The following is a 24,955-nucleotide window of genomic DNA, read 5'->3' on the forward strand; positions in this document are numbered from 1 at the left end:
AGCCTACTGTGTCCGGTGCCGGCAACCGGGAAGGCGGGCTGTTGCGCCTACGGCTGAAGTTATCCTGCAGTCAGGAAATTCCCAGCCAAGTTTGAAATGATTATTATCCGCTCATCCATAGGGTGGTCGGCGCCGAATCAGAGATGTCAACAGTATCCGGGCGTTAGCATTCCACGAGGGGAGTGGACGATGTCATCATCAGTTGTGGCACCTGTCCCTGCAGCACATCATGCCGAGGCTGAGTGGGTCCGTCCCACTTGGGAGGAAGTGGTGACCAACCACTCCGCCAAGGTGTACCGGCTGGCCTACCGCCTGACCGGAAACAAGTTCGACGCCGAAGACCTCACCCAGGAGGTTTTTGTCCGCGTCTTCCGGTCGCTGGAGAACTTCAAGCCCGGAACGCTGGATGGCTGGCTCCACCGCATCACCACCAACCTCTTCCTGGACCAGGCGCGCCGGAAAACCCGGATCCGCTTCGATGCCCTTGCCGAGGACGCCGAGTCGAGGATCCCCGGGCGTGAACCCGGCCCGGAACAGAGCTTTGAGCTGAACAACCTCGACCTCGACGTCCAGGCGGCGCTTGAGGAACTCCCGCCAGACTTCCGGGCCGCCGTGGTGCTCTGCGACCTCGAGGGTTTGTCCTACGACGAGGTGGCGGAAGCCCTGGGCGTCAAGCTGGGTACGGTCCGTTCGCGGATCCACCGTGGCAGGACCATGCTCCGCGAGAAGCTCGCCCACCGCGATCCGCGTCCGCAGCAGTCCCGGCCCAAGCTGTCGCTGCCGCGCATCGCCGGCATCCTCTGAACGGCGCATGAGGCCCCAGTTTCCGCTCGGCCGCAGGCATCAGCGCACCGCCAGCCACATCCAGTCGTGCCACGAATGCGCCTCGGCCCTGCGCCGGGAGCGCCAGTACTTGGAGCGGCTGCGGGAAGCCCCCATACCGCCGGCAAGCGATGACCTGACCGCCCGGCTCCTCGCCAGGACCCAGGAGTTGGCGGCGCAGCCCCCGCTTCCCCACACCCACCGCCAGGCTCCCCGGGCAGCAGTCCGTATCCTGGCGATGTCTGCCGGCGGAACAGTGGCTGCGGCCGGCGTTCTCGCGGCCGGCGCGTTTGCGGTCGCCGGTGACCCTGCCGGGCCCGGCGGATCTGTGGCGGCCGCCACCCTCGCCCACGTGTCCTCGCAGACACCGGCCGACGGCAGGCCACTGAGCGCTGAGCGGCTGTCCGCCCTGCGGACCGAGGGCTGGGTATGCCCGGACCTTGAGGCAATGGGATTCCACCTCGAGTCAGCAAAGGCAATGGTGCTGGAGGGCGGGCCCGCCGTCGAGCTGAAGCTTTCCGACGGGACGCACTACGCAACGGTCACTGAACGCCATAGCGCAGGGCCGGAAGCTGAGGCTGACGTGGAGCCGCTGCAGGTCCTCGCGTCCTCGCCCTGGTCGGCCACCTACCGGGCGCCGGGACGGACGTTCACCTACCAGTCCAACCTGCCGGCAGAGCAAGCCGACGATGCCGTCCCCATCCTGCAGCAGTTGAGCGAGCGCGCGGCCGAAGGTGTTTTTGCCGAAGCCGTGGACCGGCCTCCGTCGCAGGGCGGGGAGCCCGTTGCAACCCGGCTGCAGCGCGGATTGAACAAGATCGTGGCTCTTTTTATCCCCTAATGGGGACGGATTCCGCCGGCTACGGACGGGAATCGTCACTGGCAGCCCGGAGAGGGTAATCTTCCTAAAGTGTTTGGAATCAACGGCCCGGAGTTCTTCCTTCTGCTGATCATTGGCGTCCTCGTGATCGGTCCCCAGCGGCTGCCCGAATACACGCAGAAACTGGCCAACCTGGTCAAGGAAGTACGCCGGATGGCCTCTGGTGCGCGCGAACAGATCAAGGAAGAAGTGGGGATCGACATCGACGATGTCGACTGGAAGAAGTACGATCCCCGCCAGTACGATCCCCGGCGCATCATCAAGGAAGCGCTGCTCGACGACGACACCAAGCCCGTCAGCGCCGGTGCGCCCGCAGCCGTTGCTGCTGTCTCGGGTGCGGCTGCCGTCGCCGCAGCTGACACTGCCGCTGCCCAGCGGCCCGAGCGGGTGCTGCAGACGCTGCCGCCCGGCGAAGCCGCACCGTACGATACGGAAGCCACCTAGCCAACCGTCCGGGGAAGGTCAGCGCGGCTGCAGCCCCAGCTTCATTCCCGCCAGGCCGCGCGGCCTGGCAGCCAGCCGGCCGGCAATCGCCGAAAGCGCCTCAGCAGCGGGTGTGCCTGACTGGCCCAGCACGATAGGCTCCCCGGTGTCGCCGCCCTCCCGCAGCTTGATATCGAGCGGAATCTGCCCGAGCAGCGGAACATCTTCGCCTATGGTTGCCGTCAGCCTCTCCGCAAGCACCGTCCCGCCGCCGCTTCCGAACAAATCCATCCGGCTGCCGTCGGGCATTTCCAGGTACGACATGTTCTCGATAACGCCGGCCACCTTCTGACCCGTCTGGGTGGCGATGGCGCCGGCGCGCTCGGCGACGTCCGCCGCAGCTGCCTGCGGCGTGGTGACCACCAGGATCTCGGCCTTCGGCAGCAGCTGGGCCACGGAGATGGCGATGTCGCCGGTGCCGGGCGGCAGGTCCAGGAACAGGGCATCCAGGTCGCCGAAGTACACATCAGTCAGGAACTGCTCCAGGGCGCGGTGCAGCATGGGACCCCGCCAGGCCACCGGCTGGTTGCCGCTGACGAACATCCCTATGGAAATGACCTTCACGCCGTAGGCAACGGGCGGAAGGATCATGTCGTCCACGCGGGTGGGCGCCTGGGTGATCCCCATCAGCGCGGGCACCGAGAAGCCGTAGACGTCGGCGTCCACGATGCCTACCCTCAGCCCCTGGGCGGCCAAGGCGCAGGCCAGGTTGACGGTCACCGAGGACTTTCCGACGCCGCCCTTGCCGCTTGCCACCGCGTACACCTTGGTCAGGGAATCGGGCTGGTTGAACGGGATGCCGCGCTGGCCTCCGGCGCCGCGGAGCAGCTCCTTGAGGGCGTCACGCTGTTCCTGGGTCATCACTTTGAGGACGACGTTGACGGCGGTCACCCCGGGGACTGCCTGCAGCGCCTTGGTGGCGTCCGCGGTGATGGTATCCCGCAACGGGCAGCCGGCGATGGTGAGCAGGACGGCGAGGGTGACCCGGCCGTCGTCGGCAATTTCCACTGACTCCACCATGCCCAGTTCGGTGATGGGCCGGCGGAGTTCGGGATCAATGACGGTGGCCAGGGCAGCGTTGACCGCCTCAGGGGAAGGGCTGGCGGGAAGTGCGCTCAATTAACGTTCCTGGGTTGAATGGCCCGGTTTGACCCGGGGAATCTGCTGGGTGCGCGGGTTCCGCTGCCGCTCACGCTGTTCCTTGAGCTTTTCCCGGACTTTGTCACGCGGAGACTCGTGCTGCCCCTGGCCGGTTGAATCGTGGGTGCGTAGTTCTTCCTGGGCTTCCAGCATGTCTTCCAGGAGCGAGCGCAGTTCGGCGCGGACGTAGTCGCGGGTTGCCACCTCGCGCAGGGCGATACGCAGCGAGGCCAGTTCACGGGTCAGGTACTCGGTATCGGACAGGTTGCGTTCCGCGCGCTGGCGGTCCTGCTGCAGCGAGACGCGGTCGCGGTCGTCCTGGCGGTTTTGCGCGAGCAGCAGCAGCGGCGCGGCGTAGGACGCCTGCAGGGACAACATCAGGGTCAGCAGGGTAAAACCGAGGTCGCGGGAGTCGAACTGCCATTCCAGCGGAGCCCACGTGTTCCAGGCAAGCCAGACAACAACGAACACCGTCATGTACACCAGGAACTGAGGCGTGCCCATAAACCGGGCAAAGCCTTCAGTGGCGTGGCCAAACGCGTCCGGGTCCGGCGAGAACTTGGGCAAAATCCGCTGGCGGCCGCTCAGCGGTGTATCGAGGCTGCCCACCGGCGGCGCCTTGGGTGAGGGCCGCTGGCCGGGGTTCTTTGGAATGCTGTTGTCAGCCAATACGGCCACCGAGCCTTCTTATCGGGGCTTCGCCATCGTGGGCGCGCCAGTCATCGGGCAACAGATGATCCAGAACGTCATCGACAGTCACCGCCCCCACAAGCCGGCCGGCGTCGTTAACCACCGGGAGGGAGTTCAGGTTGTACGTGGCCAGGGTCCGGGCCACTTCGCTGATATGGGCCTGGTCGGACAATGGCTCCAGGTTTTTGTCCACGAGGTTGCCCAGCGACTCGAACGGCGGGAACCGGAGGAGCTGCTGGATGTGGACCACACCTAGGAACCGGCCGGTGGGCGTCTCCAGCGGCGGCCGGGCGATGAAGATCGAGGAAGCCAGCGCGGGGGAGAGCTCCTCGCGCCGCACGTGCGCAAGGGCCTCGGCAACCGTGGCTTCGGGTGGCAGGATCACCGGCACGGGGGTCATCAGGCCGCCGGCAGTGTCCTCGTCGTATTCCAGGAGCCGCCGGACGTCCTCCGCGCCTTCGGGCTCCATCAGCTGGAGCAGTTCTTCTGCCTGCGCGGAGGGAAGCTCACCAAGGAGGTCGGCGGCGTCGTCGGGGTCCATTTCCTCCAGCACATCGGCGGCGCGCTGGACGTCCAGCGCGGAGAGGATCTCCACCTGGTCATCCTCCGGAAGCTCCTGCAGGACGTCGGCCAACCGTTCGTCCTGGAGCTCGCTGGCCACCTCGAAACGGCGTTTGTCACTCATTTCCTGCAGTGCTTCGGCAAAGTCGGCAGGCTTGAGGTCCTCGTGGTTTGCCACGAACTGGGTGGCGGCCTGCGGCTCCGTGCGGGGGCCCTGCAATGCGTCCGCCCAGTCGATGATCAGGGTTTCGTTGCGGCGCAGCCGGCTCAGCGGGGAGAGCGAATGGCCGCGCCGGACAAAGAGCTTGCTGACGAACCAGTCGCGTGAGCGGCTCTGGTCCATGGCTATGTCCTCGATGGTGGCGTCGCCGCTGCCATCACGGAGGGTGACGCGGCGGTCGAACATCTCGGCCACCACCAGCGTTTCGGCGCCGCGCTGTTCAAAGCGGCGTAGATTGACCAGGCCGGTGCAGATGATCTGTGTCTGGTCGATGGAGGTGATCCGCGTCATGGGCACAAAAACGCGCTTTTTGCCAGGGACTTCCACCACGATGCCCACCACGTGAGGGGCTCCCTGGGTCCCGCGGGACAGCACAACAACATCGCGCAGCCGGCCCAGCCGGTCGCCAAGCGGGTCGAAGACGTCGAGTCCCAGCAGGCGCGCCACGAAGACGCGGGTAGGTGTTGTGCTCACTCCTACAGGCTACCGAGTCTGCTCTCTTTTAGCGGAATTTACAGGCAGCACACATGCTGATGGGCAAGAATGGGACTATGGCAAACATATTTGGCGCTCCCAAGGCCGGCGGCCCCAACGGCATGGACGAAGCCAGGGCCGTTCCCACCGGCGACACTGTCGGCTCCTACACCTCTTACCTCGACGCCCAGAAGGCGGTGGACTACCTCGCGGACCAGCAGTTCCCCGTGCAGATGGTGTCCATCGTGGGCAACGAACTGAAGATGGTGGAGCGGGTAACGGGGCGCCTGAGCTACCCCCGGGTGGCCTTGTCCGGTGCGCTGAGCGGCATGTGGTTCGGTTTGTTCGTTGGCGTGATGCTCTCCTTCTTCGCGCCGTCGCCGGGATACTTTTCCATCCTGACGTCCGTGCTGATGGGTGCTGCCTTCTTTATGCTCTTTGGCATTGTCACGTACGCCATGCAGCGGGGAAAGCGCGACTTCACCTCCACCAGCCAGGTGGTGGCCACCAGCTATGACGTGATCGTCTCGCCCGAGGCCGCGCACGAGGCACGCAGGCTCCTGCAGCAGCTTCCCATGACGCGCTCGGACGCTGCCGCCGCCAACGGTCCCTACACGCAGCGCGATTACCAGAACCAGCCCTACCAGCAGCCGGGCCAGGGCCCCGCCCGCCCTAACGGCTGGAATGATCCCTACGGCCAGTCTCCTGGTTCATCTGCGCAGGAAAGCCCGGCCTACGGCGCCCCTGCCGGGCAGCCGGACGACGGCGGCGCGCAGCAGGCTTCCCCGGCGCCCGCCAAGCGTTACCCGGACCTGCCCGACGGCCGGCCCCAGTACGGCGTCCGGCTTCCGCAGCCTGGTCCGTCCGCCGACGCGCCGGCCGCGCCCCAGCGCCCAGCCGAAGACCAGGGCCCCCTTGAGGAGCCTCGTCCCGTGGATGAGCAGCGCCCGTCGGGCGATTCGCGGCAGTAGCCGTTCCCACAACGCAAAAGCGGGGTCACCGGAGGAACTCCGGTGACCCCGCTTTTTGGGTGATACGGGGATTTAGTGTGTCCCCTCGGCTTCGCGGTAAATGCCGGCCATCCAGTTCTCCACGTCCTCCGCCTTGCGGGGCAGGGCGGCACTGAGGTTTACGGGGCCTGCGGCGGTCATCAGGATGTCATCCTCGATCCGGACGCCGATGCCGCGGTACTCCTCCGGGATTGCGAGGTCCTCTTCCTTGAAGTACAGGCCGGGCTCAATGGTGAACACCATGCCTTCGGTGAGGATGCCGTCCAGGTAGAGCTCCCGCTTGGCCTGCGCGCAGTCGTGGACATCGAGGCCCAGGTGGTGGCTGGTGCCGTGCGGCATCCAGCGGCGGTGCTGCTGGCCCTCCGGGCTGATGGCCTCCTCCACGCTGACGGGAAGAAGGCCCCATTCGGCCAGCCGCTCGGCCAGTACGGTGGTGGCGGCAGTGTGGATGTCGCGGAATTTTGTGCCGGGCTGCGCCGCGGCAAACCCGGCGTCTGCGGCGTCGAGGACAGCCTCGTAGACCTTGCGCTGGACGTCGCTGAACACTCCGGTGGCCGGCAGGGTCCGGGTGATGTCCGCGGTGTAGAGCGAGTCGGCTTCCACCCCGGCGTCCACCAGCAGGAGCTCGCCGGCGTTGATCTTGCCCGTGTTGCGGGTCCAGTGCAGGACGGTGGCGTTGTTGCCGGAGGCGGCGATGGTGTCATAGCCGAGTTCGTTGCCCACCTCCCGGGCGCGGGCGAAGAAGGCGCCTTCCACCACCCGTTCACCCCGGGCGTGTGTCAGCGCGCGGGGGAGGGCCTTTACTACCTCTTCGAACCCTTCCACAGTGGCGGCGACGGCGAGTTTCATCTGCTCGACCTCCCACTCGTCCTTGAGCAGGCGCAGCTCGGAGAGGGCTTCGCTGAGCTTCTCATCCAGGGCATCCAGTACGGCGAGGTCCAGGTTGTCCGGGTCCTTGGCGGTGTTGTACCGGGCGGTGTCCACCAGGGCGTCGATGTTCTCGTCCACTTTGCGCACCAGGCGGATGGAGATGCCGCCGATCTCCGGGGCGCCCACATCCTTGGTGATGGCGGTCTCGAGCTGGTCGATATGGGCAGTGGCCAGGCCCAGGCGGGCCTCGAATTCGGCCAGCGTGGGGCGGGCTCCGATCCAGAACTCGCCGGACCGCGAATCGGCGTAGAACTGTTCGGTATCGCGCCCGGCCAGGGGCCGGAAGTACAGCGTGGCACGGTGGTTGCCGCCGTCGTCGCCCTTTCCTTCCTCCACAGGCTCCAGGACCAGGACGGCGTCCGGCTCATGGTCAAGGCCGAGCCCGGTGAGGTGCGCGAACCCCGAGTGGGGGCGGAAGCGGTAGTCGCAGTCGTTGGAGCGGACCTTCAAGGGCCCGGCAGGGATGACCAGGCGTTCGCCTTTGAACAGGCCGGAGATGGCAGTGCGCCGGGTCGCGGCGTAGCTGGCCACGGCGTCGCGCGCCGGGAGTTGCTGGCTGGATGGCGCCCAGTTGCTGGCCATGAAGGCCTTGAAGGCGTCGGAACTGGGCCGCTGGGAGCGGTTGTTGACGCGCTCGTCCAGGGGCTGGGAAGCAGAATCGGGGGTGTTATCGGCATCGTTCACGGCACCATCGTCTCACCAGCATGAAGGCTTGTGCGAATACCTGCATGATCAGGGGAGCCGGGGTCAACTAGGCTGGGCAGGTGAGGATTGACCTGCATGCCCACTCCAATGTTTCCGACGGCACGGAAAAACCGGCCGACGTGATGGCATCCGCTGCCCGTGCCGGGCTGGACGTGGTGGCGCTGACCGACCATGACTCCACCGCGGGCTGGGCCGAGGCTTCCGCTGCTGCCGTGGAGCACGGCGTTGCGTTGGTGCCCGGGATGGAGGTCTCGTGCCGGACGGAGCAGGGGATCAGCGTGCATCTGCTGAGCTACCTGCATGATCCCGACCACCCAGGGCTGCTGGAGGAAATCACCAAGGCCAAGGATGCCCGGCTGACCCGTGCTGAGCGGATGGTCACCCTGCTTGCGGAGGATTACCCGCTCACCTGGGACGACGTTATCCACCACGTGGCGCCGGGCGCCACCCTGGGCCGCCCGCACATCGCCGACGCGCTCGTGGCGGCCGGCGTGGTCGAGGACCGGTCCGAGGCGTTTGCGTCCATCCTCACCTCCCGGTCCCGCTACTTCATCCAGCATTATGCGCCGGACCCTGCCACCGCCGTCGCACTTGTCCGTGCGGCGGGAGGCGTTCCCGTGTTCGCCCACCCGGTGGCCTCGTCCCGCGGCCGCATCGTGGACGAGCGCGTCTACCAGGAGATGATCGACGCCGGGCTGGCCGGCCTGGAAATCGACCACCGCGACAACCCGGAGGAAGGCCGCGGGTTCCTGCGAAGGCTCGCGGCGAAGCATGATCTGCTGATTACCGGGTCCTCGGACTATCACGGGACCGGCAAGCCTAACCTTCTCGGCGAGAACGTCACCGCCCCTGAGGTCCTCGCCAGGATCGAGGAACTCGGAACGGGGACCGCCGTCGTCCGCGCCTGACCCCCTGCCCCTCCCAACTGACTGGCATTTAACGCTCCGAAAACGCGTTTTGAGGACGTTAAGTGCGAGTCAGTTGGGCGGGAAGGACGTGAACTGCGCGTGCGCACCGAGACGCTTGGCCATGATGTCGATGGCGGGCTGGTTCTGGTCCACGCACACAAACTTCCGGCCGAGCTTCGCCGAGACGGCACCCAGGGTTCCCGAGCCTGCGAAGAAGTCCAGGCACCAGTCGCCGGGCCGGCTTGAGGCTGCCACCACGCGGCGGACCAGGCCTTCCGGTTTCTGCGTGGGGTAGCCGGTTTTTTCCTTGCCGGTGGGGGAGACGATGGTGTGCCACCAGACGTCAGTGGGCAGCTTTCCCAGTTCCCGTTTGGCAGGCGTTACCAGTCCCGGGGCCATGTACGGCTCGCGGTCCACCTCGGCGCTGTCGAAGTGGTACTTGGCCGGGTTCTTGACATAGACCAGGATGTTGTCGTGCTTGGTGGGCCAGCGGTTCTTGGCCCGGGCGCCGTAGTCGTAGGCCCAGATGATCTCGTTCAGGAAGCATTCCCGGCCGAAGATCGCGTCCAGCATCACCTTGGCGTAGTGCACCTCGCGGTAGTCCAGGTGCAGGTAGAGGGTGCCGTCGTCGGCCAGCAGGCGCCACGCCTCAACGAGCCGTGGCTCGAGGAAGGACCAATAATCACTGAACGCATCGTCGTAGCGGTGCAGCGCGCCCTTGATCGTGTCGTAGGAGCGCCCCTTGAAGCCCAGGCGGTCGCCGGTGCCGTCAGCATTGGCGACCATGGTGGTCTGCTGCCGCTGCTGGGGCCTGCCAGTGTTAAACGGCGGATCCACATAAATCAGTGTGAAGGCGCCGTCCGGCAGCGAGGGGAGGAAGTCCGCGTTGTCCGCGTGAACCACCAGGCTGCTGCCGTCCGGCGCCCAGACAGTGTCAGTCATGAAGGGGTTTAGGCCTCGGTGCTGCCAGGCTGTGCGGCCTTGTCGCCGGCCACTACCTCACCGTTGCGGCGGCGGGTCCGTGTCCGCGGGCGGCGGGTCCGCGAGGGCTGTTCCGTTTCGGTGGCAGCGGGGGCCTCACCGGCGGCGGCAGGGCTTTCGGCTGCATCGGAAGTACGACGGCGGCGCTCACCGGAGCGGCCGGTGTCGCCGCCCGTGCGTCCGCCTTCGCGGTTTCCGCCCCTGTTGTCGCGGCCGCGGCTGGTGCGGTCCCGGCCGTCGCGCTCCCGTGAGGGCCCGCTGTCACGGCCGCCACGGCTGTTCTTTTTTCCGGTTTCACCCAGGTCTTCGAGGACCTCAGCGTCAACGCCCGCCAGGGTGCGCTTGTCACGGGGCAGCCGGCCCTTGGTGCCCACGGGAATATCGAGTTCCTCGAAGAGGTGCGGCGAGGAGGAGTACGTTTCCACGGGCTCCGGGACACTCAGGCCCAGGGCCTTGTTGATCAAGCCCCAGCGGGGCATGTCGTCCCAGTCAACGAAGGTGACCGCGGTGCCCTTGTTGCCGGCACGGCCGGTGCGGCCCACGCGGTGCAGGTAGATCTTTTCGTCTTCGACGCACTGGTAGTTGATGACGTGGGTGACGTCGTCGACGTCAATGCCGCGGGCGGCGACGTCGGTGGCCACGAGGACATCAACCTTGTTGTTGCGGAAGGCGCGCAGCGCCTGCTCGCGGGCGCCCTGGCCCAGGTCGCCGTGGATCGCGGCGGCGGCGAACCCGCGGTCCACCAGTTCCTCGGCCACCTTGGCGGCGGTGCGCTTGGTCTTGGTAAAGATGATGGTGCGTCCGCGGCCCTTGGCCTGGAGGATGCGGGCCACCACCTCGATCTTGTCCATGCTGTGCGCGCGGTAGATCAGCTGGCGGATGTCGCGCTTGGTCAGGCCTTCATCCTCCGGGTCCGCGGCACGGATGTGGGTGGGCTGCGTCATGTAGCGGCGGGCCATGGCGATGACGGGGCCGGGCATGGTTGCGGAGAACAGCAGGGTCTGGCGGACGGCCGGCGTGGCGGCAATAAGGGTTTCGACGTCGGGCAGGAAGCCAAGGTCCAGCATCTCGTCGGCCTCGTCCAGGATCACGATCTTGACGTTTTTCAGGCTCAGGTGCTTCTGCTTGTAGAGGTCGATGAGGCGGCCCGGGGTGCCCACAACAACCTCCACGCCCTGCTTCAGGGCTTCCACCTGGGGCTCGTAGGCGCGGCCGCCATAGATGGTGGCAATGCGGGCGTTGCGCTTGCGGGACGCGGTCTGCAGGTCATTGGCCACCTGCACTGCGAGTTCGCGGGTGGGAACGATGACCAGGGCCTGCGGCGCACCGGGGACCGCGAGCTTGTCATAGCCGGGATCGTCCTGGCCCACCACGCGCTGCAGCGCGGGGATGCCGAAACCGAGGGTCTTGCCGGTACCGGTTTTGGCCTGGCCGATGATGTCGTGGCCGGACAGGGCCACCGGCAAAGTCATGGCCTGGATGGGGAACGGGTGTGTAATTCCGGCGTCGGCCAGGGATTCCACGATGTCGGCGCGCACGTTGTAGTCAGCGAAGGATTTTTCCGCGATCTCATGCGGCTTCTCGTCCGAGATGATGGTTTCTTCGGGCTCGATGGTTTCGGTGCCGGACTCGTCGGTCAGAAGCTGGTGGGTATGCAATTCACTCACTGGGGAGTTTCCTTATTCATTTGGGCAATGGCGCTGCCTGCTCAACGGGCCTGCCGTAAGGCTGTTCCGGAGCACGCTCGGGCGCACAAGCAATTCCAGTGGAAGCCGATCGCGGGCTATCTAAATGCTGGCACTGGTGACCAGCGGGTAATTCTCAAGATCGCGTAGGGGCGGGCTTGTTGGTTTCAAATCAAGGAAATCAACGACCGGGCATCCATTTCTACTCCTTCAGTCTAGCCGCAGCGAGCCCAAATACCGGCTTTGGGCCTTCAACACCGCCCCGGTGCTGCTATTGCACCAGCTCGAAATGGACTTCCCGCGTTGCGATATCCGAGGAAACCAGGCGCACCCGGACCTTGGTTCCGGGCTCCAGCTCGCCGGCACAGCGGGCCGTCACCGCGGGGTCCGCGATCTGGATGGTCCCCGAACTGCCGTTCCCGTTGCCGTTCCCGTTCTTGCCGTTGCCGTTTTTCCCGTTGTCCTTTTGGGGCTTCGACCCGGAAATGACAATCGCGTCGAACTCCTGGCCCACGTGGTTGACCAGCAGGGCCGCCTCCACAGTGTCCAGGGCCATTTTCTCCATGCGCGACGCCAGCTGGTCCGATCCGGCCATGATTTCGGGCAACGTTGGCAGGGCCTCCCGCGCCCAGCCCGGTACCTTGCCGCCGTTGCTCAACGCCTCACAGATGACCAGGACAAATCGGTCCACCAGGCGGCGTAGCGGGGCAGTGGTGTGCGCATAGGCGGCGCCGATGGCGGACTGGATGGCATCTTCGGGCACGGATCCGTCAAAGGCTGTGTAGGCAGCGCCGCGGAACAGCATCCCGGCGGAGTGCATGATGGCCAGCTGGCGGGGATCGGTGGGGTCCAGGCTCCGCAGGTACTCTCCGTAGCTGACCTCACCGTCCCAGGGCTTGCCCAGCGCTTCGGTCTGCAGCCGGAAATGGTTCAGCGAGCGCTCATCGGGCGATGGCATGGTGCGCAGGATGCCCACTTTTCCCGTGAGCATAAGGCGGGCGGCTGCCATTCCGGTCATCAGCGAGATCTGGGCGTTCCAGTCCTCCACGGGAAGCTGGGGAGCGGCGGCGATCCGGTAGCTGCCGTCGGGCAGCTGGACGATCTCCTGGTCGGGCATGTTCAGGCTGGCGCCGCCACGCGCCCGCTCCAGTTCCACACGCTTGAGCCCCACCTCTTTGAGGAGCCGCAGCACCGGCGGGGCCGTTCCGGCGTCGAGTTCCGACTGTGTGCCCTTGTAGCTGAGTTTGGCCCGGCTGCGGATACGGGCCCGCCTGACGGCGACGGATGTAACCTCCGCGGCGCTGTCCAGGCGGAAATCCCAGACGAATGCAGAGCAGTCCTGGTCCGGAAGGAGGCTGCCGGCCTGTTCGCTGATGATTTCCGGATGCAGCGGGATCCGCCCGTCGGGGACGTAGAACGTCTGTCCGCGGCGCCTTGTTTCCGCGTCCAACGGTCCGCCGGGCATAACGAATGCGGGCACGTCGGCGATGGCATAGAGCACGTGGTACCCGTCGCCGTCGGGCTCGATGAACAGCGCCTGGTCCAGGTCGGTGGAGGAAGCGGGATCAATGGTGACGAACTCGACGGCGGTCAGGTCGTAGGCAGGCAGCTGCAGGGATTCCACGGCTGCTTTCGCATCAGCCACGGCGTCGTCAGGGTAGGCGCCGGGCAATTCCAGTTCGGTCCGCAGCGCACTGAGTGCCGCCTCGAGCGCGTTGTTGTGCTCGTGGACGTTGGGAGCCAGCCGATGGTGTGACACGAAAATCAGCCTAACTCGAATTCCGGCGATAATGCAGGCATCCGGGCCGGGAAGGGCGCGACGGTAAAAGCAGGGTAACGAGCGTCAGCAGACGGAATCGGCAGTGGGCCGCATCGCCAGTGGCCGGGGCAGCCTCAGGAACCGGGGGCATCCAGGGCCGCGAGGAGCGATGCGGCGGCGGCTGCCGGATCGTCGGCTTCCGTGATGGCCCGGACCACCACGATCCGGCGGGCGCCTGCTTCCACCACCTGCTCAACATTGCCGTGGTCAATGCCCCCGATGGCAAACCAGGGGACACCGCCGTCGGACTGTCCTTCCTGCCCCGCAGCACTGGCAGCCGCGGCGGCGTACTTCACCAGCTCAAGCCCGACGGCGGCCCGCCCTGGTTTGGTGGGCGTCGCCCACACGGGGCCCACGCAGAAGTAGTCCAGCCCCGCGGGCCCGGCGGCTGCCGCGAGGGCTGCGTCCACCTGCTTCGGTGCATGGCTGGACAGTCCGATGGCTGCATTGCCGTTGAGCAGGGTGCGCGCGGCAGCGAGGGGGAGGTCTTTCTGGCCGATGTGGAACACGGGCGCGCCGGACAGCACGGCGATGTCAGCCCTGTCATTGACAGCCCACAGCCGGCCGTGGCGCTCCGCGGTTTCCTTCAGCATGGCCAGGAGTTCCAGCTCCTCCGCGGCCTCGATGGTTTTGTCCCGGAGCTGGATGATGTCCACGCCGCCGGCAAAAGCGGCATCTACGAACTGCCCGAAATCGCCTCGGTCCTTGCGGGCATCCGTGCAGAGGTACAGGCGCGCGGAGCTGAGGCCGTTGCTGATTTTGGTGGTGCTGAGGACATCGGTGCCGGCGGCAGGAGTGTGGGACACATTCATGGGGGCAAGCCTAGTTCCTCTACACTTGCCTCGTACTGCGGGAGCCCGCGGCAGCTGTCACAAAGCGCCGGGCTGAGAGGGCGTCAGAGCCGACCGCTTGACCTGATCCGGCTAGTACCGGCGTAGGGAAGGAGACACATGGGCGCACTATCTGGCCGCGGCGCAACGGAACAACAGGCCGCGCGCGCCGGCGGCACCGTCCGGGCCGATGTCGCCGTGATTGGCGGCGGAGTGACCGGCCACGGCATCGCCTGGGAGGCACAACGCTCCGGACGTTCCGTGGTGCTCATCGACGACGCCCCGGGTTCCGGGGCCAGCTGGGCGGCCGCCGGAATGCTCGCCCCCGTCAGCGAACTGCACTACCAGGAGGAGGGCCTCCTGGAGCTGATGCTGGACAGCTCGACGCGGTGGCCCGCTTTTGTTGCCGGGCTACGGGCAGCATCCGGTGCTGATCCGGGATACATCACGACGCCGACCCTCGCCGTGGGTGCCGACGCCGCGGACCGCCGGGCGCTGATGGACCTGCGCGGAGTACAGCAGGCCAACGGACTCACCGTGGAACCGCTCACCGTCCGCGAAGCCCGCCGGAGGGAGCCACTTCTAAGCCCGGCCATCGCCTGCGCGCTGGACACCCCGGCCGATCACCAGGTGGACCCAAGGCTGCTGGTGGACTGCCTGCGGCGCGCGCTCGCCGGCCACCGCGGCCAAGGCAGCGGCAGCGACGCGAACGGGACCAGGGACGAGGGTGCCAACAGTGGGACCGGGGGCGATGGCACGGCTGTGGCCGGCGCCGCCGACGGCTACTCCGTGCCGGACAAAGCACGAGGGCTGCTGTGGCAGGACGGGGCTGTTGCCGGCGTGCAGTTGGCCGGTGGCGGAACCGTGCTGGCCGGCGAGACCGTAGTTGCAAACGGGCTGCAGGCGGCGGAACTGGAGTCCCTCCCGGAGGGTCTGCACCTTCCGCTGCGGCCCGTCTATGGGGACATCCTGCGGTTGGCAGTGCCCCGGCATTTGCAACCGTTGGTGGCGTCCACCGTCCGCGGACTGGTGCGCGGGGTCCCGGTGTACATCGTTCCCCGCCGGGACGGCACCGTGGTGATCGGGGCGACCCAGCGTGAAGACGCGCCCTCCGCGACCGACGCCGTTTCTGCCGGCGGCGCCTACCAACTCCTCCGCGACGCGCAGGTGCTGCTTCCCGCCGTCGCCGAACTCGAACTGCTCGAATGTACCGCCCGCGCCAGACCTGGAACCCCGGACAATGCCCCGCTGCTGGGGCGCGTGCCCACAACGGAGGGCGCGGGCCAGGCCGGCGGACACACCCCCGGGCTCATCATCGCCACCGGGTTCTTCCGGCACGGCGTCCACCTGACGCCGGCCGCAGCCGCCATCTGCCGGGACCTCCTGGACGGCCACGAGGACCCCCGCTGGGCGCCCTTCAACCCGGCCCGCTTCAGCGGGGTACCTGCACCCGCCGCACCTACCCGCTTCCCAACCGGCCACCCGAGCCACCAACCGCCCACAAAGGAAACAGTATGAACATCACCTTGAACGGAACCCCGCACCCAGTGCCGGATGGTGCTTCCATCACGCAGCTCGTCAGCCAGGTCACCGGCCGCCACCTCAGTGCGGACGGGCAGGCCACGGATGGCCAAAAGCTCGGTGTGGCCGTGGCACACAACGCACAGGTAGTGCCGCGCAGCCAGTGGTTTGCCACTGCGCTCGCGGACGGCGACGAGGTCGAACTCGTCACGGCCGTGCAGGGAGGCTGACCCATGGGCGGAACCATCACCACCTCAACCTCCCCGGCGCTGCAGGACCCGCTGGTCATTGACGGCGTCGAACTGGAATCCCGGCTCATCATGGGCACCGGCGGCGCCCCCAGCCTGGACGGCCTCGGCGCTGCGCTCCTCGCTTCCGGCACCAGCCTGACCACCGTGGCCATGCGCCGCTACTCGACCGCGGAATCAGGCTCGCTGTTCCAGCTGCTCGTGGACCACGGCATCCGGGTGCTGCCCAACACCGCCGGCTGCTTCACAGCCCGGGACGCCGTGCTCACGGCGGAACTGGCCCGTGAAGCGCTGGAAACCGACTGGGTGAAGCTGGAAGTCATTGCCGACGAACACACCCTCTTGCCGGACGCCGTGGAACTGGTGGACGCCACTGAGCAGCTCGTCAGCAGAGGCTTCAAGGTGTTCGCCTACACGAACGACGATCCTGTCCTGGCCCTCCGGCTCGAGAACCTTGGCGCCACGGCTGTAATGCCGCTCGGATCACCCATCGGCACGGGGCTTGGCATCCTGAATCCGCACAATATTGAACTGATTGTGTCCCGGGCCTCGGTTCCGGTTGTGCTCGACGCCGGCATCGGGACGGCCTCGGACGCAGCCCTGGCCATGGAACTGGGCTGCGACGCCGTCCTGCTGGCCACGGCCGTGACCCGGGCCCAGAATCCTGCGCTCATGGGGGAGGCCTTCAAACACGCGGTAATCGCCGGTAGGCTGGCGAAGACGGCCGGCAGGATACCGCGCCGCGAACATGCACTGGCGTCGTCGGCCATGGAAGGCCGGGCCGAGTTCCTCTAGCCCTTCCGGCCAAGCGGCGGCCCGGGCATGCGCAACGCACAAAGGAGCAGCCATGTCCAGCAAGGACGTTCTTTCCCCCGAACGGCTCGAGGACGCCCTGGCAGTCCTGCCCGACTGGCGCTATCGCGGCGGCGCCCTCCTCACCGTGTATAAAATGCCGACGTCGGCTGCCGCGCTTGAGCTGATGGCCGCCGTCGGGCGCCTTGCCGAGGAACAGAACCACCACCCGGACCTGGACTGGCGGTACAACAGGGTGTTCCTCCGCTACACCTCCCATGACGCCGGGGGAGAGGTGACCGCGCGCGACGTCGGAGCGGCTGAGGCAGTCAGTGAGGCCGCCGCCGCGGTCCATGCCGTTGCGGAGCCCGCGAAGCATCCAGCAGCCGCCTGATCATGCCGCGCGTTCAAACGCCTGTGACCACTGCCCAGGGCAGTGGTCACAGGCGTTTAGCGTTGAGGGTGCCGCCGGTTAGAGCCGCAGGATCGCGGTGAGCCGTTCCAGATCCCGCTTGGCCCGGACGCGGCCCAGGAAGATGACTGCCGCCACGGCCGCTGCTGATCCGAGCACCATGGGAAGGACCCACGGCATCCAGGTCAGCCCCGGACGGTACCCGAAACCTGCGGCCATCAGGATGATCCAGCTCAACGCTCCCACGGCCACGGCGACGCCGGCCGGCACGCCAACCCCGTATTTCGTATGGCGTTTGTCGTTGGCCCAGACGATGAAACCTGCGGCGGCTGTCACCAGCACCACGATGGTCAACGAAAGCATGGCTCTCCTCGGAATAACCGCCCTGTCCGGACGGCAGCGGCTAGAACTGGCCGAAACCTACGCGGCGCTGTTCTTCGGCGCCGATTTCGACGTATGCCAGGGCCTTGCCGGGAACAATGATCAGGCGTCCCTTGTCATCCTTCAGGCGCAGGTCACCGCCGTTGCTGATGGCTTCCTCGACAACCTTGGCCACGGAGTCTGCGTCCTCGTTTGACTCGAGCACAATTTCGCGGCCAACGTTCTGAACGCCGATCTTTACTTCCACAGGGGGCCTCCCAGCCAGTTCACGTTTCTCGGTTATGTCTTATTTGTAGTCTAGGACTCTTTGGGGAAGCGAGAGATTCCGCGCCAAGCTAAACGGTAAATGAGGTCGCTGGCCACATCGAGGTCCAGGTTGCCGTCTGTTTCCAGCCAGTAGCGCGCACTTACCTGGGCCATACCGGCAAGCCCGCGGCCCAGCAGTTCCGCTTCCAGATGGGGAAGTTTGGTGTCCTCCGCGATGACGCGGGCAATGGCATCCGCGAACGTCCGGTTGAAAGTCTCCAGCCGCGAGCTGACATCGGGATCATTGATCAGGTCAGACTCGAAGACCAGCCGGTGGGCCTGGTCATCGTTGGCGATGAACTGGAAATAGGCGCGCATAACGGCCTGAACGCGTTCATCGTTGTCCGTAGTCGAGTTCAGCGCCCCGAGCATCAGCTCGGTGAGGGAGGCCAGATGGCTTTCCAGAAGGGCCAGGTACAGCTCCCGCTTTGAGGGGAAATGCTGGTAAAGGACAGGCTTGCTGACGTGGGCGGTCTCGGCGATCTCGTCCATGGCGGCGCCGTGGTACCCGTTTGCCACAAAAACTTCCTGTGCTGCGGAAAGGAGCTGTGCGCGTCTTTCGTCCCTGGGAAGCCGGGCGGACCGTTGCCCGGCGGGGCGCGGGGCGGTTTGCGGTTCGGCTGCGGACGGGCGGCCGGCCCGTGCTTCATGGACCACAGTTGTCCTTCTTTCCCTTGCTGTTACCCCCACTCTACTTCGGGGTAATATGACCCGGCGGTATCCCGGGGCATACATTGAAGTATGGCTTCGACATTCACCGCAAATGTTTCAACAGTTTCACTGGATCCGCTGGTTGAACCGGCTGGTGAGCTGACTGCTGCCGAGGTGGAGCGCTACTCGCGGCACCTCATCATTCCCGAGATCGGCGCGCTGGGACAGCGGCGGCTCAAGAATGCAAAGGTGCTGGTGATCGGTGCCGGCGGGCTGGGGTCACCGGCGCTGCTGTACCTCGCCGCCGCAGGGGTGGGCACCCTGGGCATCATCGACGACGACGCCGTTGACCTCAGCAACCTGCAGCGCCAGGTTATCCACGGCGTAGCGGACGTGGGCCGGCCCAAAATCGAGTCGGCACGGGACTCCATTGCCGCCCTCAACCCCTTGGTGGACGTCCGGCTGCACGATGTCCGGCTGGATGCCAGTAATGCCCTGGAGCTGTTCGCTGACTATGACCTGATCCTGGACGGCGCCGACAACTTCGCCACCCGCTACCTGGTCAACGACGCCGCCGCCATCCTGGGCAAGCCCTACGTCTGGGGCTCCATCTTCCGGTTCGACGGCCAGGTGAGCGTCTTCTGGGAGAAGCATGGCCCCACGTACCGCGACCTCTACCCTGAAGCGCCACCCGCCGGCTCGGTGCCTTCCTGCGGTGAGGGCGGTGTGTTCGGCATGCTCTGCGCCGCCGTGGGATCGCTGATGGTGACGGAGGCAGTCAAGCTGATCACCGGCGTCGGGCGTTCACTGCTGGGCCGCGTGGCACTCTTTGACGCCCTGGGCGGAAGCTGGCGCGAGATCCGCGTGTCGAAAGACCCCGCGGCCGCGCCCATCACGGAGCTGACGGATTACGAGGCCTTCTGCGGCATCACGCCGGCGGCCCCGTCGGATACTGAACACACCGTTACGGCAACTCAACTGGCCACCATGCTGGCGTCGCGCAAGGCGGGGCTGAAGGACTTCGAACTGGTGGATGTGCGGGAATCGGGGGAGTACGACATCGTCCGGATCGACGGCGCCACGCTGATCCCGCAGGGCCGGATCCTGGCCGGCGAGGCGTGGAATGAACTGCCGCAGGACAAAGAGATTGTGTTCCACTGCAAAGCCGGCACCCGGTCCGCCAACGTGCTGGCTGCGGCGCAGAAGGCGGGCTACCAGCGGGTGAGCCATCTCGACGGCGGCATCCTCGCCTGGGTGCGCGACGTGGAACCCCACAAGCCCGTCTACTGAGGCACTTGAGCTATCACTTTTGGTCCCCAAAAGGGCGGCAAAGGGACCAAAAGTGATAGCTCAAATGGGGGTGGTCAGGCCGTTTCGCGGCCGATGTCATCGTGGTCCACCGGGCACTCCGCCGGGGGGACTGCGCGTGCGGCGGGCTGCTCAACGGTGATGCCGTAGAGCGCTTCCAGGGCGGCCACATATTCGTCCTGCTGGCCGTTGGCTGCCAGTTCGCGGGCGCGGACGGTGGGGACGTGAAGCAGTTGCTTGACCATGCGTCGGAGGGCGAACTCCACTTCTTCGGCAGCAGCGGTGCAGCCGTGCCGGGCGCGGACTTTCTCCATTTCCGCGTCGAGCACGTTCATGGTGTGCCGCCGCAGGGCAACAATGGCGGAGTCCACGGACCGGGCCTCCCGCTCCTGCTCGAAGGCCTTGGCAGCGCCGCTGACGATGCCGCTTGCCTGGGCCAGGGATTCTGCCTGTTCCTGCGGTGCGGCCAGGCGCACGGACTCCAGGGTCAGCAGCTCGACGCCGTCCAGCTCGCCCACGCCGGGGTCAAAGTCGTGGGTGAGGGCGAGGTCTATGGCGATCAGCGGCTGGGGCGAATCTGCACGGACCTGCGCAAGCTCGTCGGCCTCAACCCGGGTGTCCGAACCGCTGCAGCCGATCATGACGTCCGCGGCGGCAACGGCAGGCCGGAGAGACTCTTCGTTAAGGGCGGTGCCCCCGCGGGTGGCCACAAAGCCTTCGGCACGGCCGGAGGAGGAGAAAACGGAAATGTCGGTGCAGCCGCGCTCACGCAGCAGCGCCATGGTGGCGCCGGCGTAGGCGCCGGTTCCGAAGACCACCACCTTTTTGGTGGTCCAGTCAGGGTTTTCGGAAAGATCGGTGGCGAGGTCGAGGGCCACCGAAACGATCGACAGGCCCCGGGATCCGAGGGCAGTCTGGGCGCCCACGTCCTTGGCCGTTTTGGATGCGGCCTGGAACAGCCGGACGAGGCCCGAACTGGCGGTGCCTTCGTGCTGCGCGGTGATCAGGGCGCGCCGTACCTGGCCGGCGATCTCGCGTTCGCCGACGACGGCCGAGTCCAGTCCGGCACTGACGGCGAACAGGTGCTGTGTGACTTCGGGACCTGTGCGGGTGCTGAAGGAGCGGGAGACGAGGGGTTCACTCAGTCCGCTGGCTTCGCTGATCTGGGCAACGAGGGCGGCGCGTGCGGCTTCCACATCGTCCGGATGGGGCGCCTCACCGTAGATTTCGTACCGGTTGCAGGTGGCAAGGACAACCGCACCCGTCACTGCCGGCGATCCGGAGAGAGCGGATGTGGCGATCTCCGAAGCACCGTTGCTCAACTGAGCAACGGTCTCAAGATCGATGTCGGCGTGTGTTGCCACCAATGAAAAAAGAACCACAGCAGGTCAATCATAGCTTTTTCGTTCCGCGGTAGAACAACTGTCCGGCCCGGGAGCGGCAGCCAGGGCCTGTGATTCCTGACACGGGGCGGGCAGTGCCCTTTAGCGTGACAGCCTGTCGTTATCTTTTGCCGCCGTTTTTGGGCACAATCGGAGGCATGACTTCCAGCCCTGCCATGTCCGCTGCCGGCGCCCTCGCTGCAGACCATCCGCTCATGGACGGTCGCACCGCTGACTCGCCGCTGATTACGGCGTACCGGGGCGGCAAGCCGTCCAGGCGCCCCGTCTGGTTCATGCGGCAGGCAGGGCGCTCCCTTCCGGAATACCTGAAGGTCCGCGAAGGCATCGCGATGCTGGACTCCTGCCTTCGGCCGGAACTGGCGTCGGAAATCACGCTCCAGCCCGTCCGCCGCCATGACGTCGATGCCGGCATCTTCTTCTCAGACATCGTTATTCCACTGAAGCTGGCCGGCGTTGGCGTGGACATCGTTCCGGGTGTGGGCCCGGTCCTGGACAGGCCCGTGCGGACAGCGGCGGACGTTGCTGCACTGCCCCAGCTGACCTGGGAGGCACTGGAACCCATTCGCGAGGCTGTGCGGCTCACCGTTGCCGAGCTCGGCAAAACACCCCTGATCGGCTTCGCCGGGGCACCTTTCACCCTGGCGGCCTACATGGTGGAAGGCAAACCCTCCCGCGACCACCTCGGCCCGCGGACCATGATGCACGCTGACCCCGAGACCTGGAGCGCGCTGGCCAACTGGGCAGCTGACGCATCCGGCATGTTCCTCCGGGCACAGCTCGAGGCGGGCGCCTCCGCCGGTCAGCTCTTCGACTCCTGGGCGGGCTCCCTGGGCCTGGCCGACTACACCAAGTACGTAGCCCCTGCATCCGCCCGTGCCCTCGACCACGTGCGGCACCTTGGCGCGCCGCTGATCCACTTCGGTACCGGAACTTCCGAGCTCCTGGTGGCCATGCGCGATGTGGGCGTGGACGTGGTAGGGGTGGACTACCGCCTTCCGCTGGATGAGGCCAACCGCCGGCTGGGCGGGTCCGTCCCCCTTCAGGGCAACATCGACCCCGCCCTGTTGTCCGCCCCGTGGGAGATCCTCGAGGCCCACGTGAGAGCCGTCATCAAGGCCGGCTCAGCGGCTCCGGGCCATGTCCTTAACCTCGGTCACGGCGTCCCTCCGGAAACCGACCCTGCCGTCCTGACCCGGGTTGTAGAGCTCATCCACTCCATCTCCCCGGAGTAAACCGTGGACGCCAACAAGGCCGGGACCGCGGACGCCCTGGTGCTGGGCGGGGGGATCTCGGGGCTGCTGTCCGCCCGGGAACTCGCCGCTGCCGGGCACCGGGTAACGGTCCTGGAAGCGGGCCTGGAGTGGGGTGGTTGCGTGGGCAGCCACAAGGTTGCCGGCGTTACCCTGGACAGCGGGGCCGAATCCTTCGCCACCCGCTCCGACGCGGTCGCCACCCTGGCTGGCGAACTCGGCCTTTCCAGCCGGATCGTCCAGCCCCGGCCAGGCGGCGCCTGGGTGCAGCTCCCGGACGGTCCCCGCGAACTTCCCAAAACCGGTGTCCTGGGCATCCCCGCCAACCCGTGGGAGCCGGAAGTACGCCGAACCCTGGGCCTGCTTGGTTCCCTGCGGGCGTCCCTGGACCGGATCCTTCCCGCCTCCGCAGGCGCCACCGCGGAGGTTGTAAGCGTGGCCGCGCTGGTCAAGGCGCGGATGGGCAGCCGCGTCCTGGAGCGCCTCGTGGCGCCGGTAGTCGGAGGCGTCCACTCGGCTGATCCGGCCCTGCTCGACGTCGACATGGTGGCACCGGGACTCCGGGCCGGACTCCGCAAGCACGGCTCGCTGGCCGCCGCCGTAGCCGCCCAACGGCGCAACAGCGCCGGACCCGCCAAGGCAGGCTCCGCCGTCGCCGGCCTGGAAGGCGGCATGCACACCTTGGTCAGCGCGCTGGTCAGCGATCTCCGGGCCCGGGGCGTCACGCTCCTGGCCGGCACACGCGCGGTGTCGGTGGCCAGGACATCGGAAGGCTGGCGCGTGGACGCTGCCGGAAAGACGTACGACGCCGGCCTGCTGGCAGTTGCCGTCGATGGTCCGGCTGCCGTCGGCCTGCTGGAGTCAGCGGTTCCCGCCATCGCGGGCAAGAAGCCGGGCTCGGGGCCCGACGTGCAGCTTGTCACGCTGGTACTGGACAAGCCTGACCTGGACAGCCGTCCGCGCGGCACCGGCATCCTCGTTGCGCCCCAGACCCCGGGCGTCCGGGCCAAGGCCCTGACGCACGCCACCGGCAAATGGGACTGGCTCGCGGACGCCGCGGGTCCCGGACGGCATGTCCTTCGGCTCTCCTACGGGCGGATCGAGCGGACGGGCAGCCAGGCCGCCGGCCTTGGTACCGATGACGAACTCCTGGCCGCGTCGCTGATCGACGCTTCGGCGCTGCTGGCCGTCGGCATCAGCCGGCAGGACGTTGTGGACTGGGACGTTGTCCGGTGGCCCGGGTCCCTGCCGTTTGCCGCCGTCGGACACCGTGCACGGGTGAACGCGATCCGGGAAGCCTGCAGCGCAGCCGGAGGCCTGGCCCTGGTGGGTGGCTGGGTAGCGGGCAACGGACTCGCCGCAGTGGTATCCGACACAAAAGACCAGATACGGAAGCTCACTTCCTGAACGTTGTTACTGGTCAGCCCGGCGAGTCCTCCGAAAGGGCCTCCCGGTGGCCACCGTTCCGGGCTTTCGCCGGCTTTCATTTCCCCGCGGAGCATCGTTAGGGTCGATGACTATGGTTCAACACAAGTCCGAGCTTTCAATGTCCCGGACTGGTATCCATGGGGGAATCCGGCGCGGCGCTGCAGCCGCGGCAATCGGAGCGGTACTGGTTCTGTCCACAGGCGTCCCGGCGTCCCAAGCCGTGGAAGGAACAGGCGATCCCGGCGACCCTTCGGCTCCGGCCGTGGACACCGCATCCCTGCCGCTGGTGGTCCCGCTGACGGCGCAGTCTGCCGAGGCGCGAGGGGACGCGGCCGGCCGGAACCGCGACAAGAGCCGCAACTCCGCCCGTAACGGCACTCCTGATGCACGTCCGGCAGCCACTGCCTCCGCTTCCGTTTCGGCGGTTCCCTCGGCGCTCCTGCCGGCCATCACCGCCACACTCTCGCCCAATGCGGGGTCGGCGCCGGCGACTACCACTACGCCCTCACCCGTTCCGACGGCGGGCGGCGCTCCAACGTCCAGCACTCCGACGGCCACCCGGCCTGCCACGTCCGCTCCTTCGGGCTCCGCCGCCGTGCCGCAGGGACCTGCTGCGTCTCCCGCGTCCTCCGCCCCGGTCCAGGCCCCCGCCCCTGCATCTTCCGCCGCCGGAACCCCGGCGCCAGGGACGCCGGCTGCTGCCATCCCGTCAGCTGCTGCCCCTGCCGGGCCGGCTACCGCTGGGCAAGCCCCCGGCGCACAGGAAACGCCGGCGGGTGCGGCCGGTGCCACGGCAGAGCAGCGCAGCCCGGCCGGATCCGGTCCAGCGGATCTTCCCGGGACCGCCAACGGCCAGTCCGGAACCGAAGCAACCGCAGGGACTCCATCCAGTGCGGCATCAGCCGCGCAGGCGCCGCTCTATGCAGTGCCTGAGCCCAACTCGGGGTGGACGCCGTCCTATGGTGGAGCCACCCAGGCCAGCAGCGTGCGGAGCAACGCGGAGCTGAATACGCAGGCGGAGCCCAAGAGCGCACTGGTCTGGCTGGGCTCGGGACTGGTGGGAGTGGCCGGGGCTGCGGGGCTGGTCTTTTTCCGCCTGCGGAATCCCTAGGACCGT

The 24,955-nt window shown here is 67.0% G+C and carries 25 protein-coding genes and 1 riboswitch; of the genes, 13 read left to right on the forward strand and 12 right to left on the reverse strand.

Going from position 1 to position 24,955, the window contains the following annotated elements; translation table 11 throughout:
- Positions 1-189 precede the first annotated feature (189 nt).
- From sigE to QF038_RS06235, 3 genes are all read left to right on the forward strand, one after another.
- A complete protein-coding gene (sigE, locus tag QF038_RS06225; RefSeq protein WP_142061599.1) occupies positions 190-804 on the forward strand; it encodes an RNA polymerase sigma factor SigE in 615 nt (204 codons plus the stop codon).
- 7 nt (positions 805-811) lie between these two features.
- A complete protein-coding gene (locus QF038_RS06230; RefSeq protein WP_307609366.1) occupies positions 812-1,663 on the forward strand; it encodes an anti-sigma factor in 852 nt (283 codons plus the stop codon).
- Positions 1,664-1,732: 69 nt separating this feature from the next.
- The gene (locus QF038_RS06235; protein WP_307609367.1) at positions 1,733-2,146 is read left to right on the forward strand and encodes a Sec-independent protein translocase TatB; all 414 of its coding nucleotides are present in this window, start codon (positions 1,733-1,735) and stop codon (positions 2,144-2,146) included.
- A gap of 18 nt (positions 2,147-2,164) precedes the next feature.
- Here QF038_RS06235 and QF038_RS06240 read toward each other — a convergent pair whose 3' ends face one another.
- From QF038_RS06240 to QF038_RS06250, 3 genes are read right to left on the reverse strand one after another with little or no spacing between them, the layout of a single operon-like run.
- Positions 2,165-3,304: an Mrp/NBP35 family ATP-binding protein gene (locus tag QF038_RS06240; protein WP_307609368.1), complete on the reverse strand. Its 1,140-nt coding sequence runs from the start codon at positions 3,302-3,304 to the stop codon at positions 2,165-2,167.
- Positions 3,305-4,003, reverse strand: a complete 699-nt coding sequence (locus QF038_RS06245; protein ID WP_373461526.1) for a DUF1003 domain-containing protein — start codon at positions 4,001-4,003, stop codon at positions 3,305-3,307.
- A complete protein-coding gene (locus QF038_RS06250; protein WP_091415376.1) occupies positions 3,987-5,270 on the reverse strand; it encodes a magnesium transporter MgtE N-terminal domain-containing protein in 1,284 nt (427 codons plus the stop codon). The genes QF038_RS06245 and QF038_RS06250 overlap by 17 nt, the downstream gene beginning before the upstream one ends.
- A gap of 77 nt (positions 5,271-5,347) precedes the next feature.
- Between QF038_RS06250 and QF038_RS06255 the strand changes: the two genes are divergently transcribed.
- Complete coding sequence (locus tag QF038_RS06255; RefSeq protein ID WP_307609369.1) at positions 5,348-6,241, forward strand: general stress protein; 894 nt, start codon at positions 5,348-5,350, stop codon at positions 6,239-6,241.
- A gap of 72 nt (positions 6,242-6,313) precedes the next feature.
- On the opposite strand, the gene QF038_RS06260 is transcribed toward QF038_RS06255, so the two are convergent.
- Positions 6,314-7,894: an aminopeptidase P family protein gene (locus QF038_RS06260; RefSeq protein WP_307609370.1), complete on the reverse strand. Its 1,581-nt coding sequence runs from the start codon at positions 7,892-7,894 to the stop codon at positions 6,314-6,316.
- Between the two features lie 80 nt (positions 7,895-7,974).
- Here QF038_RS06260 and QF038_RS06265 point away from each other — a divergent pair, with 80 nt between their 5' ends.
- Positions 7,975-8,823, forward strand: a complete 849-nt coding sequence (locus tag QF038_RS06265) for a PHP domain-containing protein (protein ID WP_307609371.1) — start codon at positions 7,975-7,977, stop codon at positions 8,821-8,823.
- Positions 8,824-8,892: 69 nt separating this feature from the next.
- Here QF038_RS06265 and QF038_RS06270 read toward each other — a convergent pair whose 3' ends face one another.
- The 4 genes from QF038_RS06270 to thiE form a co-directional block, all read right to left on the reverse strand.
- Positions 8,893-9,765, reverse strand: coding sequence for a site-specific DNA-methyltransferase (locus QF038_RS06270; RefSeq protein ID WP_307609372.1), 873 nt, complete (start codon positions 9,763-9,765; stop codon positions 8,893-8,895).
- An 8-nt stretch (positions 9,766-9,773) separates the two neighbouring features.
- Positions 9,774-11,471, reverse strand: a complete 1,698-nt coding sequence (locus QF038_RS06275; protein WP_307609373.1) for a DEAD/DEAH box helicase — start codon at positions 11,469-11,471, stop codon at positions 9,774-9,776.
- A 289-nt stretch (positions 11,472-11,760) separates the two neighbouring features.
- Positions 11,761-13,248 (reverse strand): RNB domain-containing ribonuclease, encoded by a 1,488-nt coding sequence (locus QF038_RS06280; RefSeq protein WP_307609374.1) that lies wholly within the window; start codon positions 13,246-13,248, stop codon positions 11,761-11,763.
- Positions 13,249-13,382: 134 nt separating this feature from the next.
- Positions 13,383-14,120, reverse strand: a complete 738-nt coding sequence (gene thiE / locus QF038_RS06285) for a thiamine phosphate synthase (protein ID WP_307609375.1) — start codon at positions 14,118-14,120, stop codon at positions 13,383-13,385.
- 27 nt (positions 14,121-14,147) lie between these two features.
- A riboswitch (TPP riboswitch) is annotated at positions 14,148-14,266 on the forward strand.
- Between thiE and QF038_RS06290 the strand changes: the two genes are divergently transcribed.
- The 4 genes from QF038_RS06290 (at position 14,259) to QF038_RS06305 (ending at position 17,093) form a co-directional block, all read left to right on the forward strand.
- Positions 14,259-15,656: an FAD-dependent oxidoreductase gene (locus tag QF038_RS06290; RefSeq protein ID WP_307609376.1), complete on the forward strand. Its 1,398-nt coding sequence runs from the start codon at positions 14,259-14,261 to the stop codon at positions 15,654-15,656. (Overlaps the previous riboswitch by 8 nt.)
- Entirely contained in the window at positions 15,653-15,889 is a 237-nt protein-coding gene (gene thiS, locus QF038_RS06295) for a sulfur carrier protein ThiS (protein WP_307609377.1), read from the forward strand. Before QF038_RS06290 ends, thiS begins: the two co-directional genes overlap by 4 nt.
- 3 nt (positions 15,890-15,892) lie before the next feature.
- Complete coding sequence (locus QF038_RS06300; protein ID WP_307609378.1) at positions 15,893-16,702, forward strand: thiazole synthase; 810 nt, start codon at positions 15,893-15,895, stop codon at positions 16,700-16,702.
- A 52-nt stretch (positions 16,703-16,754) separates the two neighbouring features.
- The gene (locus QF038_RS06305) at positions 16,755-17,093 is read left to right on the forward strand and encodes a 4a-hydroxytetrahydrobiopterin dehydratase (protein ID WP_307609379.1); all 339 of its coding nucleotides are present in this window, start codon (positions 16,755-16,757) and stop codon (positions 17,091-17,093) included.
- Positions 17,094-17,171: 78 nt separating this feature from the next.
- Here the strand turns inward: QF038_RS06305 and QF038_RS06310 are convergent, their stop codons facing one another.
- From QF038_RS06310 to QF038_RS06320, 3 genes are read right to left on the reverse strand one after another with little or no spacing between them, the layout of a single operon-like run.
- Positions 17,172-17,474, reverse strand: coding sequence for a hypothetical protein (locus tag QF038_RS06310; RefSeq protein WP_307609380.1), 303 nt, complete (start codon positions 17,472-17,474; stop codon positions 17,172-17,174).
- Between the two features lie 40 nt (positions 17,475-17,514).
- Positions 17,515-17,739 (reverse strand): DUF3107 domain-containing protein, encoded by a 225-nt coding sequence (locus QF038_RS06315; RefSeq protein ID WP_091415405.1) that lies wholly within the window; start codon positions 17,737-17,739, stop codon positions 17,515-17,517.
- Between the two features lie 50 nt (positions 17,740-17,789).
- Positions 17,790-18,455, reverse strand: coding sequence for a TetR/AcrR family transcriptional regulator (locus QF038_RS06320; RefSeq protein ID WP_050054471.1), 666 nt, complete (start codon positions 18,453-18,455; stop codon positions 17,790-17,792).
- A gap of 84 nt (positions 18,456-18,539) precedes the next feature.
- On the opposite strand from QF038_RS06320, the gene moeB reads away from it, so the two are divergent.
- Positions 18,540-19,739 (forward strand): molybdopterin-synthase adenylyltransferase MoeB, encoded by a 1,200-nt coding sequence (moeB, locus tag QF038_RS06325; protein WP_307609381.1) that lies wholly within the window; start codon positions 18,540-18,542, stop codon positions 19,737-19,739.
- A gap of 74 nt (positions 19,740-19,813) precedes the next feature.
- Here moeB and QF038_RS06330 read toward each other — a convergent pair whose 3' ends face one another.
- A complete protein-coding gene (locus QF038_RS06330) occupies positions 19,814-21,139 on the reverse strand; it encodes a glutamyl-tRNA reductase (RefSeq protein WP_307609382.1) in 1,326 nt (441 codons plus the stop codon).
- Between the two features lie 158 nt (positions 21,140-21,297).
- Between QF038_RS06330 and hemE the strand changes: the two genes are divergently transcribed.
- The 3 genes from hemE to QF038_RS06345 all read left to right on the forward strand — a co-directional run bounded on the left by hemE (position 21,298) and on the right by QF038_RS06345 (position 24,949).
- Positions 21,298-22,392 carry a uroporphyrinogen decarboxylase gene (gene hemE / locus QF038_RS06335; protein ID WP_307609383.1) on the forward strand — a complete coding sequence of 365 codons (1,095 nt, stop codon included), beginning with the start codon at positions 21,298-21,300 and terminating at the stop codon, positions 22,390-22,392.
- A 3-nt stretch (positions 22,393-22,395) separates the two neighbouring features.
- A complete protein-coding gene (hemG, locus tag QF038_RS06340; protein WP_307609384.1) occupies positions 22,396-23,817 on the forward strand; it encodes a protoporphyrinogen oxidase in 1,422 nt (473 codons plus the stop codon).
- Between the two features lie 106 nt (positions 23,818-23,923).
- Positions 23,924-24,949, forward strand: a complete 1,026-nt coding sequence (locus tag QF038_RS06345; RefSeq protein WP_307609385.1) for a hypothetical protein — start codon at positions 23,924-23,926, stop codon at positions 24,947-24,949.
- Positions 24,950-24,955 lie beyond the last annotated feature (6 nt).

The organism is Pseudarthrobacter sp. W1I19 (genome assembly GCF_030817835.1).
GTDB lineage: Bacteria > Actinomycetota > Actinomycetes > Actinomycetales > Micrococcaceae > Arthrobacter.